General features: G+C 70.4%; 1 protein-coding gene (only partly in view). It reads left to right on the top strand.

All coding sequences use genetic code 11. The features are described from left to right. Nucleotides 1–16,392: the 3' portion of a non-ribosomal peptide synthase/polyketide synthase gene (locus ACQPY4_RS26940; RefSeq protein ID WP_433325333.1), read on the top strand. Its footprint begins 6,258 nt before the window's first position; the window shows 16,392 of its 22,650 coding nt (coding positions 6,259–22,650); the start codon falls outside the window, past its left edge; it ends in the stop codon at nt 16,390–16,392.

The raw sequence follows: 16,392 nt of genomic DNA, 5'->3' as shown, positions 1-16,392 counted from the left end.
GCGGCGGGTCCGGACGCGGTCGTCGTCCCGCCCAACGGCATTCCCGAGGACGCGACCGCGATCACCCCGGAGATGCTGACGCTGGTCGACCTGTCGGCCGAGGAGATCGAGCGGGTCGTCGCGGCGGTGGAGGGCGGCGCGGCCGACATCGCGGACGTGTACCCGCTGGCGCCGTTGCAGGAGGGCCTGTTCTTCCACCACCTGATGGCCGAGGGCGGCCAGGACGCCTATGTCGTCCCGCAGGTGCTGCGGTTCGAGTCGCGCGAGCGGCTGGACGCCTTCCTGGCGGCGCTGCGGCGGCTGGTCGATCGGCACGACGTCTACCGCACGGCGATCGTGTGGGAGGGGCTGCGCGAGCCCGTCCAGGTCGTGGTCCGGCACGCGGAGCTGCCGGTGACGTGGTCGGCCGACGGTTCGCCGGTCCCGGACCGGCCCCGTTCGCGGATGGACCTCGGCCGCGCCCCGCTGATGGACGTCCACTGCGCCGCCGAGCCCGACACCGGGCAGTGGGTCGCGCTGCTGCGCGTGCACCACCTGATCCAGGACCACACGACCCGCGACGTGCTCATCGAAGAGCTGGGCGCGATCCTGGCCGGGCGCGAGGACTCGCTGCCCACCCCGCTCCCCTTCCGCGAATTCGTGGCCCAGGCCCGTCTCGGCGTCCCGCGCGAGGAGCACGAGCGCTACTTCGCGGGTCTCCTCGGCGACGTCCAGGAGACCACCGCCCCTTACGGGCTGGTCGACGTCCACGGCGACGGAAGCGGCGTGGAGCGGGCGCACCTGCCCGTCGATGACGAGCTGGCCGCCCGGGTGCGGGACGCGGCGCGGTCGCTGGGTGTGAGTGCGGCGACGGTGTTCCATCTGGCGTGGGCGCGGGTGTTGTCGACGTTGAGCGGTCGCGATGACGTGGTGTTCGGGACGGTGTTGTTCGGCCGGATGAACGCCGGTGCGGGTGCCGACCGGGTGCCGGGGTTGTTCATCAACACGCTGCCGGTTCGGGTGCGGTTGGCTGATGCGGGTGTCGGGGCTGCCCTGGCCGGGATGCGCGACCAGCTGGCGGACCTGCTCGTCCACGAGCACGCGCCGCTGTCGCTGGCGCAACGGGCCAGCGGGATCGACGCCGGAAGCCCCCTGTTCAGCTCGATCTTCAATTACCGGCACAGCCGGTCCGCCACCGCCACGGTGCGGTCCCCGCAGGAACGCTTCGAGGGCATCAGCACCGAGTCCATGAGCGAGGTCACCAACTATCCGGTGGTCGTCGCGGTGGAGGATCGAGGCGAGGAGTTCGCCCTGACCGTGGACGCCGTCGGCCCCGCCGACGGCGCGGCCCTGTGCCGGTTGCTGCACACCTGCCTCAGCGGCCTGGTGTCCGCCCTGGAAGAGGAGCCGGACCGCCCGCTGGGCATGGTCGAGATCCTGGAGAAGACGGACCGCGACCGCCTCGTCCACGGCTGGACCGGGTCGCTCCTGGACGTACCGGCATCGACGCTTCCGGGTTTGTTCGAGGCTCAGGTGGCGCGGACTCCGGATGCGGTGGCGGTGGTGGCCGATGATGCGGCGCTTTCGTTCGCGGAGTTGAACGCGCGGGCGAATCGGTTGGCGCGTTTGCTGGTGGCCGAGGGTGTGGAGCCGGGTCAGGTGGTGGGTGTGGCTTTGCCGCGCTCGGCCGATCTGGTGGTCGCTCTGCTGGGTGTGTTGAAGGCGGGTGCGGCGTATCTGCCGCTGGATGAGGATCTGCCTGCGGATCGTCGCGCGTTCATCCTGGACGATGCGGCTCCGGCTCTGGTGATCACCGATACGGAGGCGTCTGAGTTCTCGGGTGATGATCTGGCCGATGTGCGGCTGTCGCCGGGTGCTGCGGCGTATGTGATTTATACGTCGGGGTCGACGGGTCGTCCGAAGGGTGTGGTGGTTCCGCATTCGGGGATCGTGAATCGGCTGGCGGGGATGCAGGCGCGGTTCGGTCTGGGCGTCGATGATCGTGTGTTGCAGAAGACGCCGTTTGGTTTCGATGTGTCGGTGTGGGAGTTCTTCTGGCCGCTGTCGCAGGGCGCGACCCTGGTGATGGCCAGGCCGGACGGTCACCGCGATCCGGTGTATGTGGCGGAGGCGATCCAGCGGCAGGAGATCTCCACGGTGCATTTCGTGCCGTCGATGCTGGAGGCGTTCCTGGCCGAACCGGCCGCGGCTGGCTGCACGAGTTTGAAGCGGGTGATCTGCTCGGGCGAGGCACTGCCGCCTTCGGCCGTGGCGCGGTTCTTCGAGCTCTTCGAGGATGTCGAGCTGCACAACCTGTACGGGCCGACCGAGGCGTCGATCGACGTCACGGCCTGGGAATGCGGCCCCGAGGACGTGTCTGTCCCGATCGGGCAGGCGGTTCCCAACACGCGCACGTTCGTTCTCGACGCGGCTCTGGAGCCGGTGCCGGTCGGTGTGGCGGGTGAGCTTTACCTGGCCGGTGACCAGTTGGCGCGCGGTTACCTGAACCGTCCGGGCCTGACTGGTGAGCGGTTCGTGGCGTGCCCGTTCGGGGCTCCGGGTGAGCGGATGTACCGCACGGGTGATGTGGTGCGGTGGCGCGCCGACGGGAACCTGGAGTACCTCGGGAGGGCGGACGACCAGGTCAAGCTTCGCGGGTTCCGCATCGAGCTGGGCGAGATCGAGGCCGTCCTGGCCTCCCAGGTTGCGCAGGTCGCGGTCGTGGTCCGCGAGGACGTTCCGGGAGACAAGCGCCTGGTGGCCTATGTCGTCGGTGCGGACACCGAGGGCCTGCGGGAGTTCGCCGCCGAGCGGCTGCCGCACTACATGGTGCCGTCCGCGTTCGTTGTGCTGGACGCGCTACCGCTTAACGCCAACGGCAAGCTCGACCGCAAGGCGCTGCCCGCCCCCGCCCACGCCGCCGGTTCGGGCCGAGGGCCGGTCACCGCGCGGGAAGAGATCCTCTGTCAGTCCTTCGCCCATGTGCTCGGCCTGGACGCCGTCGGGGTCGATGACGACTTCTTCGCGCTCGGCGGTCACTCGATCCTGGCGATGCGGCTGGTCAGCCGGATTCGCACGGTCCTCGATGTCGAGGTGCCGTTGCGTGCCTTGTTCGAGGCGCCGACGGTGGCGGGGCTGGCCGCCCGGCTGGACACGGCGGGCGCGGCCCGGCCGAGGCTGGAGCCGGTGGTCCGTCCGGAGCGGGTGCCGTTGTCGTTCGCGCAAAAGCGGCTGTGGTTCCTGGGCCAGTTGGAGGGCCCGAACGCGACGTACAACAGCCCGGTCGTGGTCCGCCTGTCCGGTGACCTGAACCGGGAGGCCCTGGAAGCCGCACTGCGGGACGTCCTGGAGCGGCACGAAATCCTCCGCACGACGATCCGCATGGACGATGGCGAGCCCTACCAGCACGTCCTCACGACGGAGGAATCCGGAATCGGGCTTCCCCTGGTGCAGGTCACCGAGGCGGAGCTGCCGGAAGCGGTGGCCGAGGCGAGCGGTTACGCCTTTGACTTCGCGTCCGAGGTGCCGATCAAGGCGTGGCTGTTTGGTGTCGGGCCGGATGATCATGTTCTGGTGCTGGTGGTGCATCACATCGCCAGCGATGGCTGGTCGATGGGTCCGCTGGCGCGCGACGTGTCGGCCGCGTACGCGGCGCGTTGTGAGGGCCGTGCGCCGGAGTGGGCGCCGTTGCCGGTGCAGTACGCCGACTACGCCATCTGGCAGCGTGAGTTGCTGGGCGATGGCCCCGACAGCCTTCTGACGCGTCAGGTCGAATACTGGCGCGAGGAGCTGGCGGGCGCGCCGGAGGAACTGACGCTGCCGTTCGACCGTCCGCGTCCGGCCGTCGCCTCGCATCAGGGCCACGAGATCGACGTCAAGGTCCCGGCCGAGGTGCACGCGCGGCTCAGGGAGCTGGCCCGCGCCGAAGGCGTGACGGTCTTCATGATCCTTCAGGCCGGACTGGCGACGTTGCTGTCGCGCTTCGGCGCGGGGCGCGACATCCCGATCGGCTCCGCGAACGCGGGCCGGATGGACGAGTCACTGAACGACCTGGTCGGCTTCTTCGTCAACACGCTGGTGATCCGGAGCGACCTGTCCGGCGACCCGACCTTCACCGAGCTGCTCGGCCGAGTCCGCGAGACGGGCCTGCGCGCCCTCGCGCACCAGGACGTGCCGTTCGAGCGGCTCGTGGAGGAGCTGGCCCCGTCCCGATCGCTGGGCCGCCAGCCGCTTTTCCAGGTCCAGCTGACCATGCAGGACGCCGCAGGGGGCGGCACGACCGGAGCGACCGAGTCCCGAGTCCGGGTGAGCAGGGTCGCCAACCGCACGGCCCGAGCCAAGTTCGACCTGTCGGTGCTGGTGGGCGAGCGGTTCGATGCCGAGGGCGCTCCCGCTGGAATCGGCGGGCTCGTCGTCGGAGCCGTCGACCTGTTCGCGGAGTCCACGGTGGAGCGGCTGACCGAGGGCCTGGTCCGAGTGCTGTCCGCGTTGGCGGACGACCCGTCCCAGCGTGTGAGCGGGGTGGACCTCCTCGACCCGGGCGAGCGCCACAGGGTGTTGGTGGAGTGGAACGACACCGAGGTCGAGACCTCTCCCACGCCGATCCCGGAGCTGATCACGGCGCGGGACTCGGTGGCCGTGGTGGCGGGCGATGAGCGGCTCACCTACACCGAGCTGGACGTGCGGGCGAACCGGCTGGCGCATTGGCTGCGGAGCCAAGGCATCGGCTCCGAGTCCGTGGTGGGCGTGTGCCTGCCGCGCGGTGCGGAGATGATCGTGGCGATCGTCGGCATCTGGAAGGCGGGCGCGGCGTACGTACCGGTCGACCCTGCCCAGCCCGCCGATCGGATCGCGTTCGTGGTGAAGGACAGCGGCGCTGTCCTGACGCTGACCAGCGACGAGGTTCTCGAAGATCTGCCCGGCGACCTTCCCCGCTGCGTGGTGCCGGACGACGCGTCTCAGCCGGAGACCGCACCAGACCTGAACCTGGAGCTGGATCAGGTCGCCTACGTCATGTACACCTCCGGTTCGACCGGCCGCCCGAAGGGTGTCGCGGTTACGCACGCGGGCTTGGCCAACTACGTGGCGAGTGTTCCCGAGCGCGTGGGCTTCGGCTCGTCGGGCGGGAAGTACGCGGTGTTGCAGGCCCAGGTCACCGACCTGGGCAACACCGTTGTGTTCGCGAGCCTGGTGTCCGGTGGTGAGTTGCACATCCTGGACGAGGACACGGTCACCGACCCGGCCGCTGTACGCGCTTATCTAGCCGAGCACGAGATCGATTACCTCAAGGCCGTCCCGTCCCACCTGGCCGCCTTGGGCGCGGTGACTCCGAACCGGTCACTGGTGCTGGGCGGTGAGGCGGCATCTCCGGAGTTGGTGGCGGAGCTGTCGGCCGGGACTGAGGTGTTCAATCACTACGGTCCGACCGAGGCCACGATCGGTGTCGCCACGACTCGGCTCACGCCTGACTCGGACGTGGTGCCGATCGGCTCGCCGGTGGCCAACACCCGCCTCTACGTTCTGGACGACCGGCTCCAGCCCGTACCGGTCGGTGTCGCCGGTGAGCTCTACATCGCCGGGGCTCAGCTCGCGCGCGGCTATGTCGGACGCCCCGGCCTGACGGCCGAGCGATTCGTGGCGTGTCCGTTCGGTGGCCGGATGTACCGCACGGGCGACCTGGCCCGGTGGACGAGCGAAGGCCAGCTGGTGTTCGCGGGCCGGGTCGACGACCAGGTGAAGATTCGCGGGTTCCGGGTGGAGCCGGGCGAGGTCGAATCCGTCCTGGCGGCTCATCCACAGGTGGAGCAGGTCGCGGTGGTCGCTCGGGACGAGCGCCTGGTGGCCTACGTCGTCGCCGAGGACGTGTCAGACCTGCGTGACTTCGCTGCCGCGCGGCTGCCCGACCACATGGTCCCCTCGGCCTTCGTCGCCCTGGACGCACTCCCGCTGGCCTCCAACGGCAAGCTGGACCGCAAGGCCCTTCCCGCGCCCGACTTCACCTCGACCGGCGGACGCGCCCCGGGCAGCGTCCAGGAGGAGATCCTGTGCCGGTCGTTCGCCGAGGTGCTGGGCCTGGACGGCGTCGGGGTCGAGGACGACTTCTTCATGCTGGGCGGGCACTCGCTGCTCGCGGTCCGGCTCGTCGAGCTGCTGCGCGGACGCGGGGTCGGGGTGTCGGTGCGGGCGCTCTTCCAGACGCCTACGCCCGCGAGCCTCGCCGCGGTCGCGACCGCGCCGCAGCGGCTGAACGTTCCCCCGAACCTGATCCCGAGCGACGCCACCGCGATCACGCCGGACATGCTGACGCTGGTCGAGCTGTCGGCCGAGGAGATCGCGCGGGTCGTCGCGGTGGTGGAGGGCGGCGCGGCCAACATCGCCGACGTGTACCCTCTCGCCCCGCTCCAGGAGGGCCTGCTCTTCCACTATCTGATGGCGGACGGCGGTCATGACGCCTACGTGGTGCCGCGCGTCCTGCGGTTCGAGTCGCGTGAGCGGCTGGACGAGTGCCTCGCGGCGCTCCAGCGGTTGATCGACCGCCATGACATCTACCGCACGGCGATCGTGTGGGAGGGCCTGCCCGAAGCGGTCCAGGTGGTGACGCGCCGCGCGGTGCTCCCGGTCACGGAAGTCGAGCTGTCCGCCGACACCTCGGCGGACGAAGCGGCGGACGTGCTGCTCGCGGCCGGTGGCGCGGCGATGGACCTGACCCGCGCCCCACTGATCGACATGCACATCGCACCCGAGCCGGGCACCGGCCAATGGCTGGGCCTGCTGCGGGTCCACCACCTGGCGCAGGACCACGCGAGCCAGGACGTGTTCCTGGGCGAGTTCGGCGCGATCGTGTCCGGACGCGAGGACTCCCTGCCCGACCCGCTGCCGTTCCGCAACTTCGTGGCGCAGGTCCGGATGGGCGTTCCGCGCGAGGAGCACGAGCGCTACTTCGCCGACCTGCTCGGCGATGTCGAGGAGACGACGGCGCCGTACGGGCTGCTGAACGTCCACGGCGACGGGAGTCAGGTCGAACGCTCGCGCCTGCGCCTCGACGAGGACCTGAACCGGCGCCTGCGCGAGGTCGCCGGAGCGCGGGGCATGAGCACCGCCGCCATCTTCCACCTGGCGTGGGCCCGGGTGGTGGCGACGCTGAGCGGCCGCGACGACGTCGTGTTCGGGACGGTCCTGGCCGGGCGGATGAACTCCGGCGAGGGCGCCGATCGTGTGCCGGGTCTGTTCATCAACACCTTGCCGGTGCGGGTGCGGTTGGGTGACGCGGGTGTCGGGGGCGCGCTGGCCGGGATGCGTGACCAGTTGGCGGATCTGCTCGTTCACGAGCACGCGCCGCTGTCGCTGGCGCAGCGGGCCAGCGGGGTCACCGCCGGGAGCCCCCTGTTCACCTCCGTCCTCAATTACCGCCACAACCAGTCCTCCGCCGCGCCGAGCGGCGGCAGGCGGGCGGGCATCACGGGCATCAACGTGCTGTCGCTGCGCGAGACCACCAACTACCCGATGGTGGCGGCGGTCGAGGACGGGATCACCTCGGTCATGCTCGACGTGGACGCGGTGAGCCCGATCGACGGCGACGCGGTCTGCCGGTTGCTGCACACCTGCATCGACAGCCTCGTGTCCGCACTGGAAGACGACCAGGAACTCCCGATGGACACCATCGAGGTCCTCGACAAGGCTGAGCGTGATCGTCTCGTCCACGGCTGGAACGAGACTTCGGCCGACGTCACGCCCGCGACGCTTCCGGGTTTGTTCGAGGCTCAGGTGGCGCGGACTCCGGATGCGGTGGCCGTGGTGACCGATGACGCCGCACTTTCGTTCGCGGAGTTGAACGCGCGGGCGAATCGGTTGGCGCGTCTGCTGGTGACCAAGGGCGTGGAACCGGGCCAGGTTGTGGGTGTGGCGCTGCCGCGCTCGGCCGATCTGGTGGTCGCTCTGCTGGGTGTGTTGAAGGCGGGTGCGGCGTATTTGCCGCTGGATGAGGATCTGCCTGCGGATCGTCGCGCGTTCATCCTGGACGATGCGGCTCCGGCGCTGGTGATCACCGATACGGAGGCGTCCGAGTTCTCGGGCGATGATCTGACCGATGTGCGGCTGTCGCCGGATGATGCGGCGTATGTGATTTATACGTCGGGGTCGACGGGTCGTCCGAAGGGTGTGGTGGTTCCGCATTCGGGGATTGTCAACCGGCTGGCGGGGATGCAGACGCGGTTCGGTCTGGGCGTCGATGATCGTGTGTTGCAGAAGACGCCGTTTGGTTTCGATGTGTCGGTGTGGGAGTTCTTCTGGCCGCTGTCGCAGGGCGCGACCCTGGTGATGGCCAGGCCGGACGGTCACCGCGATCCGGTGTATGTGGCGGAGGCGATCCAGCGGCAGGAGATCTCCACGGTGCATTTCGTGCCGTCGATGCTGGAGGCGTTCTTGGCCGAACCGGCTGCCGCCGACTGCACGAGCCTGGAGCGGGTGATCTGCTCGGGCGAGGCGTTGCCCGCTTCTGCGGTGGCGCGGTTCTTCGAGCTGTTCGAGGATGTCGAGCTGCACAACCTGTATGGGCCGACTGAGGCGTCGATCGACGTGACGGCCTGGGAGTGCTCGCCCGAGGATGTCTCCGTCCCGATCGGGCGACCGGTCGCGAACACGCGGGTGTTCGTACTGGACGCCGGGCTGGAGCCGGTGCCGGTCGGTGTGGCCGGTGAGCTTTACCTGGCCGGTGATCAGCTGGCGCGCGGTTACCTGAACCGTCCGGGCCTGACTGGTGAGCGGTTCGTGGCGTGCCCGTTCGGGGCTCCGGGTGAGCGGATGTACCGGACGGGTGATGTGGTGCGGTGGCGCGCCGACGGGAACCTGGAGTACCTCGGGAGGGCGGACGACCAGGTCAAGCTTCGCGGGTTCCGGATCGAGCTGGGCGAGATCGAGGCCGTCCTGGCCTCCCAGGTTGCTCAGGTCGCGGTCGTGGTCCGGGAAGACATTCCGGGGGACAAGCGCCTGGTCGCCTACGTCGTCGCCTCGGATTCGAGCGGGCTGCTCGAACTCGCGGCCGAGCGGCTGCCGCACTACATGGTCCCGTCCGCGATTGTTGCGCTGGACGCCCTGCCGCTCAACGCCAACGGCAAGCTGGACCGCAAGGCCCTGCCCGCTCCCGACGTCGAGACCGGCTCCGGCCGCGCGCCGGTGACGCTCCGGGAAGAGCTGCTTTGCCAGATCTTCGCCGAAGTCCTGGGGCTGCCCACGGTGGGGGTCGATGACGACTTCTTCGCGCTCGGCGGTCATTCGATCCTGGCGATGCGGCTGGTCAGCCGGGTGCGGCCCGTCCTGGGCGTGGAAGTGCCGCTGCGTGCCCTGTTCGAGGCGCCGACGGTGGCGGGTCTGGCCGCTCGTTTGGACGGGGCGGATGCGGCCCGGCCGAGGTTGGAGCCGGTGGTGCGTCCCGAGCGGGTGCCGTTGTCGTTCGCTCAGCGGCGGCTGTGGTTCCTTGGCCAGTTGGAAGGTGCGAGCGCGACGTACAACAGCCCGGTCGTGGTCCGCCTGTCCGGTGACCTGAACCGGGAGGCTCTGGAAGCCGCGTTCCGGGACGTCCTGGAGCGGCACGAAGTGCTCCGTACGCTCTTCCCGGTGGCCGATGGTGAGCCCTACCAGCACGTCCTGGGCGTGGCGGAGACCGGGCTCGGTCTGCCGCTCGAAGAGGTGACCTCCGAGGGCCTCCCCGAGGCCGTCGCCAAGGCGAGCGGCTACGCCTTTGACTTCGCGTCCGAGGCGCCGATCAAGGCGTGGTTGTTCGGTGTCGGGCCAGATGATCATGTTCTGGTGCTGGTGGTGCATCACATCGCCAGTGACGGTTGGTCGATGGGGCCGCTGGCGCGCGACGTGTCGGCCGCGTATGCCGCGCGTTGTGAGGGGCGTGCGCCGGAGTGGGCGCCATTGCCGGTGCAGTACGCCGATTATGCGATCTGGCAGCGTGAGTTGCTGGGCGATGGCCCCGACAGCCTTCTGACGCGCCAGGTCGAATACTGGCGCGAGGAGTTGTCCGGTGCTCCCGAGGAACTGGCGCTGCCGTTCGACCGTCCGCGTCCGGCCGTCGCCTCGCATCAGGGCCACGAGATCGACGTCAAGGTCCCGGCCGAGGTGCACGCACGGCTCAGAGAGCTGGCCCGCGCCGAAGGCGTGACGGTCTTCATGATTCTCCAGGCCGCCGTCGCCACTCTGCTGTCGAGGTCGGGAGCGGGCAAGGACATCCCGATCGGTTCGGCGGTGGCGGGCCGCACGGACGAGTCGCTGGACGAGCTGGTGGGCTGTTTCGTCAACACGCTGGTGATCCGCACCGACCTGACCGGCGACCCCACCTTCACCCAGCTCCTGGGCCGTGTCCGGGAGAAGGGTCTGCGCGCGTTCGCGAACCAGGACGTGCCGTTCGAGCGGCTCGTGGAGGAGCTGGCCCCGTCCCGATCGCTGGGTCGCCAGCCGCTTTTCCAGGTCATCCTGACCATGCAGGATGGTGCGGTCGGGCGCGGCGCGGGCGGATCGGCCTCGACGGGCGTCCGGGCCAGCAAACTCGCCATGGGCGCGACGAGGGCCAAGTTCGACCTGTCGGTGCTGGTGGGGGAGCGGTTCGACGCCGACGGCGCCCCGGCGGGCATCGGCGGCGTCATCGCCGGGGCCGTGGACCTGTTCGAGCGCCAGTCGGTTGAACGGCTGACCGACGGTCTGGTCCGCGTCCTGTCCGCGTTGGCGGACGACCCGTCCCAGCGTGTGAGCGGAGTGGACCTCCTCGACCCGGCCGAGCGCCACAGGGTGTTGGTGGAGTGGAACGACACCGAGGTCGAACTGCCCGGGGCGTCGGTTCCGGAGCTGATCACGGCGCGGGACTCGGTGGCCGTGGTGGCGGGCGATGAGCGGCTCACCTACACCGAGCTGGACGTGCGGGCGAACCGGCTGGCGCATTGGCTGCGGAGCCAAGGCATCGGCTCCGAGTCCGTGGTGGGCGTCTGTCTGCCGCGCGGCGCGGAGATGATCGTGGCGATCGTCGGTATCTGGAAGGCGGGCGCGGCGTACGTCCCGGTTGACCCGTCGCAGCCCGCCGACCGGGTCGCGTTCGTGGTGAAGGACAGTGGCGCTGTTCTGACGCTGACCACCGAGGAGGTTCTGGAGGATCTTCCGGCGGGGCGTCATCGCTGGGTGGTGCTGGACGACGCCCTGATGACCATGCAGCTCCAGATGCAGCCGGAGTCCGCCCCCGAGCTGGATCTCAAGCTGGACCAGGTCGCGTACGTGATCTACACCTCGGGTTCGACCGGTCGCCCCAAGGGTGTCGCGGTCACGCATGCGGGTCTGGCGAATTACGTGGCGAGTGTGCCCGAGCGTGTGGGCTTTGGCTCGTCGGGCGGGAAGTACGCCGTCCTTCAGGCGCAGGTCACCGACCTGGGCAACACGGTGGTGTTCGCGAGCCTGGTGTCGGGCGGCGAACTCCACGTCCTGGACGAGGAGACCATCACCGACCCGGCCGCCGTGCGCGCCTATCTGGCCGAGAACGAGATCGATTACGTCAAGGCCGTGCCTTCGCATGTGGCTGCTCTCGGTGCCATCGCGCCGCGCCGGTCGCTGGTGCTGGGCGGCGAGGCGGCATCTCCGGAACTGGTGGCGGAGCTGCTGGCCGGGACCGAGGTGTTCAACCACTACGGCCCGACCGAGACCACCATCGGCGTCGCCACGACTCGGCTCACGCCCGGCTCGGACGTGGTGCCGATCGGCTCACCGGTCGCCAACACCCGCCTCTACGTCCTGGACGACAACCTCCAACCCGTGCCCGTCGGTGTGGCCGGAGAGCTCTACATTGCTGGCGCCCAACTGGCGCGCGGCTATGTCGGACGTCCCGGCCTGACGGCCGAACGATTCGTCGCGTGTCCGTATGGCGGGCGGATGTACCGGACCGGTGACCTGGCCCGGTGGACGAGTGAAGGCCAGCTGGTGTTCGCGGGCCGGGTCGACGACCAGGTGAAGATCCGGGGGTTCCGGGTGGAGCCGGGCGAGGTCGAGGCCGTTCTGGCGGCTCACGCGCAGGTCGAGCAGGTTGCCGTGGTCGTTCGCGAGGAGCGTCTGGTGGCCTACGTCGTCGCCGAGGACGCCACCGCTCTCCGTGACTACGTGGCGGCGCGGTTGCCCGACCACATGGTCCCCTCGGCCTTCGTCGCCCTGGAAACGCTCCCGCTCGCGTCCAACGGCAAGCTCGACCGCAAGGCCCTGCCCGCACCCGACTTCGCCGCGTCCGCCTCGATCGGCGGACGCGCCCCGGCCAGCGTCCAGGAAGAGATCCTCTGCGAGGTGTTCGCCGAGGTGCTGGGCCTGGAGACCGTTGGGGTGGACGACGACTTCTTCATGCTGGGCGGGCACTCGCTGCTGGCCGTCACGCTGGTGGAGCTGCTGCGGCGGCGTGGCGTGTCGGTGTCGGTGCGCGCGCTGTTCGAGACCCCGACCCCGGCGGGCCTCGCCGGCGCGGCGGGGCCGGTTGAGGTAGAGGTGCCGCCCAACCGCATCCCGGCGGGCGCGACGGCGCTCACGCCGGAGATGCTGACGCTCGTCGACCTCTCCGAGGACGAGATCGCGCGGCTGGTCGAGGCCGTCGACGGCGGCGCGGCCAACATCGCCGACGTCTACCCCCTCGCCCCGCTCCAGGAAGGCATCTTCTTCCACCACCTGCTGCAAGCCGATGGCGACGGCGACGTGTACTACCGGCCGCGCATCGTCGGCTTCGACACGCGGGAGCGTCTGGACGCGTTCCTCGGCGCCCTGCAACGAGTGATCGACCGCCACGACGTGTACCGCACGGCGATCGTCTGGGAGGGGCTGCCCGAGCCGGTCCAGGTGGTGACGCGGCGGGCGACGCTGCCCGTGACCGAGATCAACCTACCGGCCGACGGCCCCGACGCGGTTCAGCAACTGCTCGCGGTCGGCTCGTCCGGGATGCGCTCGGGCCGGGCCCCGCTGCTCGACGCGCACACGGCCCTCGATCCGGAGACCGGCCGGTGGCTGGCCCTCCTGCGGATCCACCACCTGGTGCACGACCACACCACCCAGGACGTCATGATCGAGGAACTGGGCGCGATCATGGACGGCCGGGAGGCGTCGCTGCCAGATCCCCTGCCGTTCCGCGACTTCGTGGCGCAGGCCCGCCTCGGCGTGTCGAGCGCGGAGCACGAGCGGTACTTCGCCGGCCTGCTCGGCGACGTGGACGAGACCACGGCCCCCTTCGGGCTCCTGGACGTCCACGGCGACGGCAGCGGCGTGGCGCGGGCCCGCATGACCGTGGACGAGGAGGTCTCGCGGCTCATGCGGGAGACGGCGCGTTCGCGCGGCGTGAGCCCCGCCACGATCTTCCACCTGGCGTGGGCGCGGGTGCTGGCCACGGTGAGCGGCCGCGATGACGTGGTGTTCGGGACGGTCCTGTTCGGCCGGATGAACGCCGGGGCCGGGGCCGACCGTGTCCCGGGCATGTTCATGAACACGCTGCCAGTACGGGTGCGGGTCGGTGAGTCCGGTGTCGGCACGGCGCTGGACGGCCTGCGGCACCAGCTCGCGGAGCTGCTCGTCCACGAGCACGCGCCGCTCGCCCTGGCACAGCAGGCCAGCGGCGTGCCGGGCGGCAGCCCGCTGTTCACCTCGATCCTGAACTACCGGCACAGCCAGCGCACCGACGCGGCGTCCGCCCAGGAGACCAGCGGCGGGCTCCGCGGAGTGAGCCGGGTCTTCACCCGCGAGGCGACGAACTACCCGGTGGCCGTCCTGGTCGAGGACTCGGGCACCGAGTTCGCGTTGATCGTCGATGCGCTGCCGTCGGTCGACGGGGAGGCGGTGTGCGCGTCGCTGCACACCTGCCTCGTCGACATGCTGACCGCCCTGAAGGAGAACCCGGACAGCCGCCTGTCGGCGGTCCGCACCCTCGGTGACGCCGAGCGCGACCGCATCCTCCGGGACTGGAACGACACCGAGACCGACGTCGCCATGGCGACGATCCCGGAACTGTTCGAGAGCCGGGTCGCCCGCGATCCGGACGCGGTGGCGCTGGTCGCCGACGACGTCCAGGTGTCCTACGGCGAGCTGGACGAGCGAGCGAACCGCCTCGCCCGATACCTGGTCGCCAGCGGCTCGGGCCCCGAGACCACCGTCGCGATCGGCCTGGAACGCGGGATCGACCTGATGGTCGCGGTCCTCGGTGTGCTGAAGGCGGGCGGCGCGTACCTGCTGCTGGACGCCGAGCACCCCGCCGAGCGCCTCGAATTCATGCTGCGCGACGCCGACGTGCGTTCCGTGGTGACGACGGCGGCGTGGGGCGGCTCGCTGCCGGACGACCTCGTCCGCGTCGGCGTGGACGGCCCGGCCACCGCCGAGGTGCTCGACGAGGTCGCCCTCCCGGCGGTCCCGGTGGCGTCGTCCGCCTATGTGATCTACACGTCGGGCTCGACCGGCGTCCCCAAGGGCGTCCAGGTCTCGCACACGGGCGTGGCGAGCATGATCGAAGGGCACGTCCGGCACCTCGGAGTCGGCCCGGGGGCACGCGTCGGCCAGTTCGCCTCGGCCGCGTTCGACACCTTCGGCTGGGAGTGGATGTCGGCGCTTCTCACCGGCGCGACGCTCGTCGTCATTCCCCGGGAACAGCGTCTGGGCGACGCGCTTCCGTCCCTGCTCGCCGAGGAGCGGGTGACGCACGTGACCCTGCCCCCAGCGGTGCTGGCCACGCTGGACGAGGACTCGATCGACCCGGACGTCGTGCTCGTCGTGGCCGGTGAGGCGTCGTCCGCCGAGATCCTCGGCCGGTGGGCTCCGGGCCGCCGGATGTTCAACTCCTACGGCCCGGCCGAGACCACCGTCGACGCCACGCTGTGGCAGTGCGACCCGACCGCCGCCGAGGTGGCCATCGGCACCCCGGTGGCCAACACCCGCGTCTTCGTCCTGGACGGCCGCTTGGAGCCGGCCCCGGTAGGCGTGGTCGGCGAACTCTATGTCACCGGGCCCGGCCTGGCACGCGGCTACGTGGACCGCCCGGGCCTGACCGCCGAACGGTTCGTGGCGTGCCCCTACGGCGGCCGCATGTACCGCACGGGCGACCTCGCCCGCTGGACGTCCGACGGCCAATTGGTCTTCGCGGGCCGCGCCGACCAGCAGGTGAAGATCCGCGGCCAGCGAATCGAACCGGGCGAGATCGAGAGCGTCCTGGCCGCCCATCCGGAGGTCGCGCAGGTCGCGGTCATCGCTCGGGAAGACACCCCGGGCGACAAACGCCTGGTCGCCTACGTCGTCGCCGAGGACACAACGACCCTGCACGAGTTCGCCGCCGAACGCCTGCCGCAGTACATGGTGCCCTCGGCTTTCGTGACCCTGGACGAACTGCCGATCACCACCAACGGCAAACTCGACCGCGGAGCCCTGCCCGCGCCCGAGTACACACCGGACGCGCCAGAACGCGGCGGCTCGGCCAGCGCCCTGGAGAAGGCGGTGTGCGAGGCGTTCGCCGAGACCCTCCAGGTGGACTCCGTCGGGACGGACGACGACTTCTTCCGCCGCGGCGGCCACTCGCTCCTGGCCATCACCCTTGTAGAGCGGTTGCAGGCCAAGGGCATCACGGTGGCGCTCCGCGACCTGATCACCAACCCGACCCCGGCGGGCCTGATCGGCACCCTCGGCCTGTCAGCGGTGCGCGACGCCCTGGACGGCGTCCTGCACATCCGGGAAGGCGGCACGAAGCCCGCGTTCTTCTTCGTCCACCCGGCGGGCGGCCTGAGCTGGTGCTACCTGCCGTTCGCCCGCCACCTGCCCGAGGGCCACGCCCTGTACGGCCTCCAAGCCGACGGCCTGGACGGCACCGGCGACCTCCCGGGCTCGGTCACGGCGATGGCGGACGAGTACGTCGACCGGATCCGCGCCCTCCAACCGTCCGGGCCCTACTACATCGTCGGCTTCTCCTTCGGGGGCGCCCCAGCGCACGAGATCGCCGTCCGCCTGGAGGAGGCCGGGGAAACGGCGGCGCTGATCGTCATGGACTCCTTCCCGCCGGAGCAGGGCGCGGCCCCACGCGAAATCAGCGGCGGTGAGGACTCGGTGGCCAACCTCGCGCAACACATGCGCGACGAGTTGGGCGACATGCTCGGCGGCCTGTCCGACGACGAGCTGACGCTGCTGGCCCGCGTGTTCCACAACAACGTGACGCTCAAGGCCCAGCACGACCACGGCCGTTTCGGCGGCGACACCCTGGTCCTGGTCGCCGACGAGGGCAAGCCCGAGGACTTCTCGTCCGAGGCACGATGGAGCCCCCATCTCACCCGCCCCGCCACAACCGTCCACCTGCCGTGCCGCCACTCCGACGCCGTCCGGCCCGACATGATCGCCCTGGCCTCGGAGGCCATCACCCGCTGGCTGGCCACCTGA

The sequence above is a fragment of the Spirillospora sp. CA-294931 genome (assembly GCF_050946795.1).
Classification (GTDB): Bacteria; Actinomycetota; Actinomycetes; order Streptosporangiales; family Streptosporangiaceae; genus Spirillospora.
The sequence above is the reverse complement of the archived record's forward strand: the minus strand, read 5'-3'. Positions and strand labels throughout refer to the sequence as shown.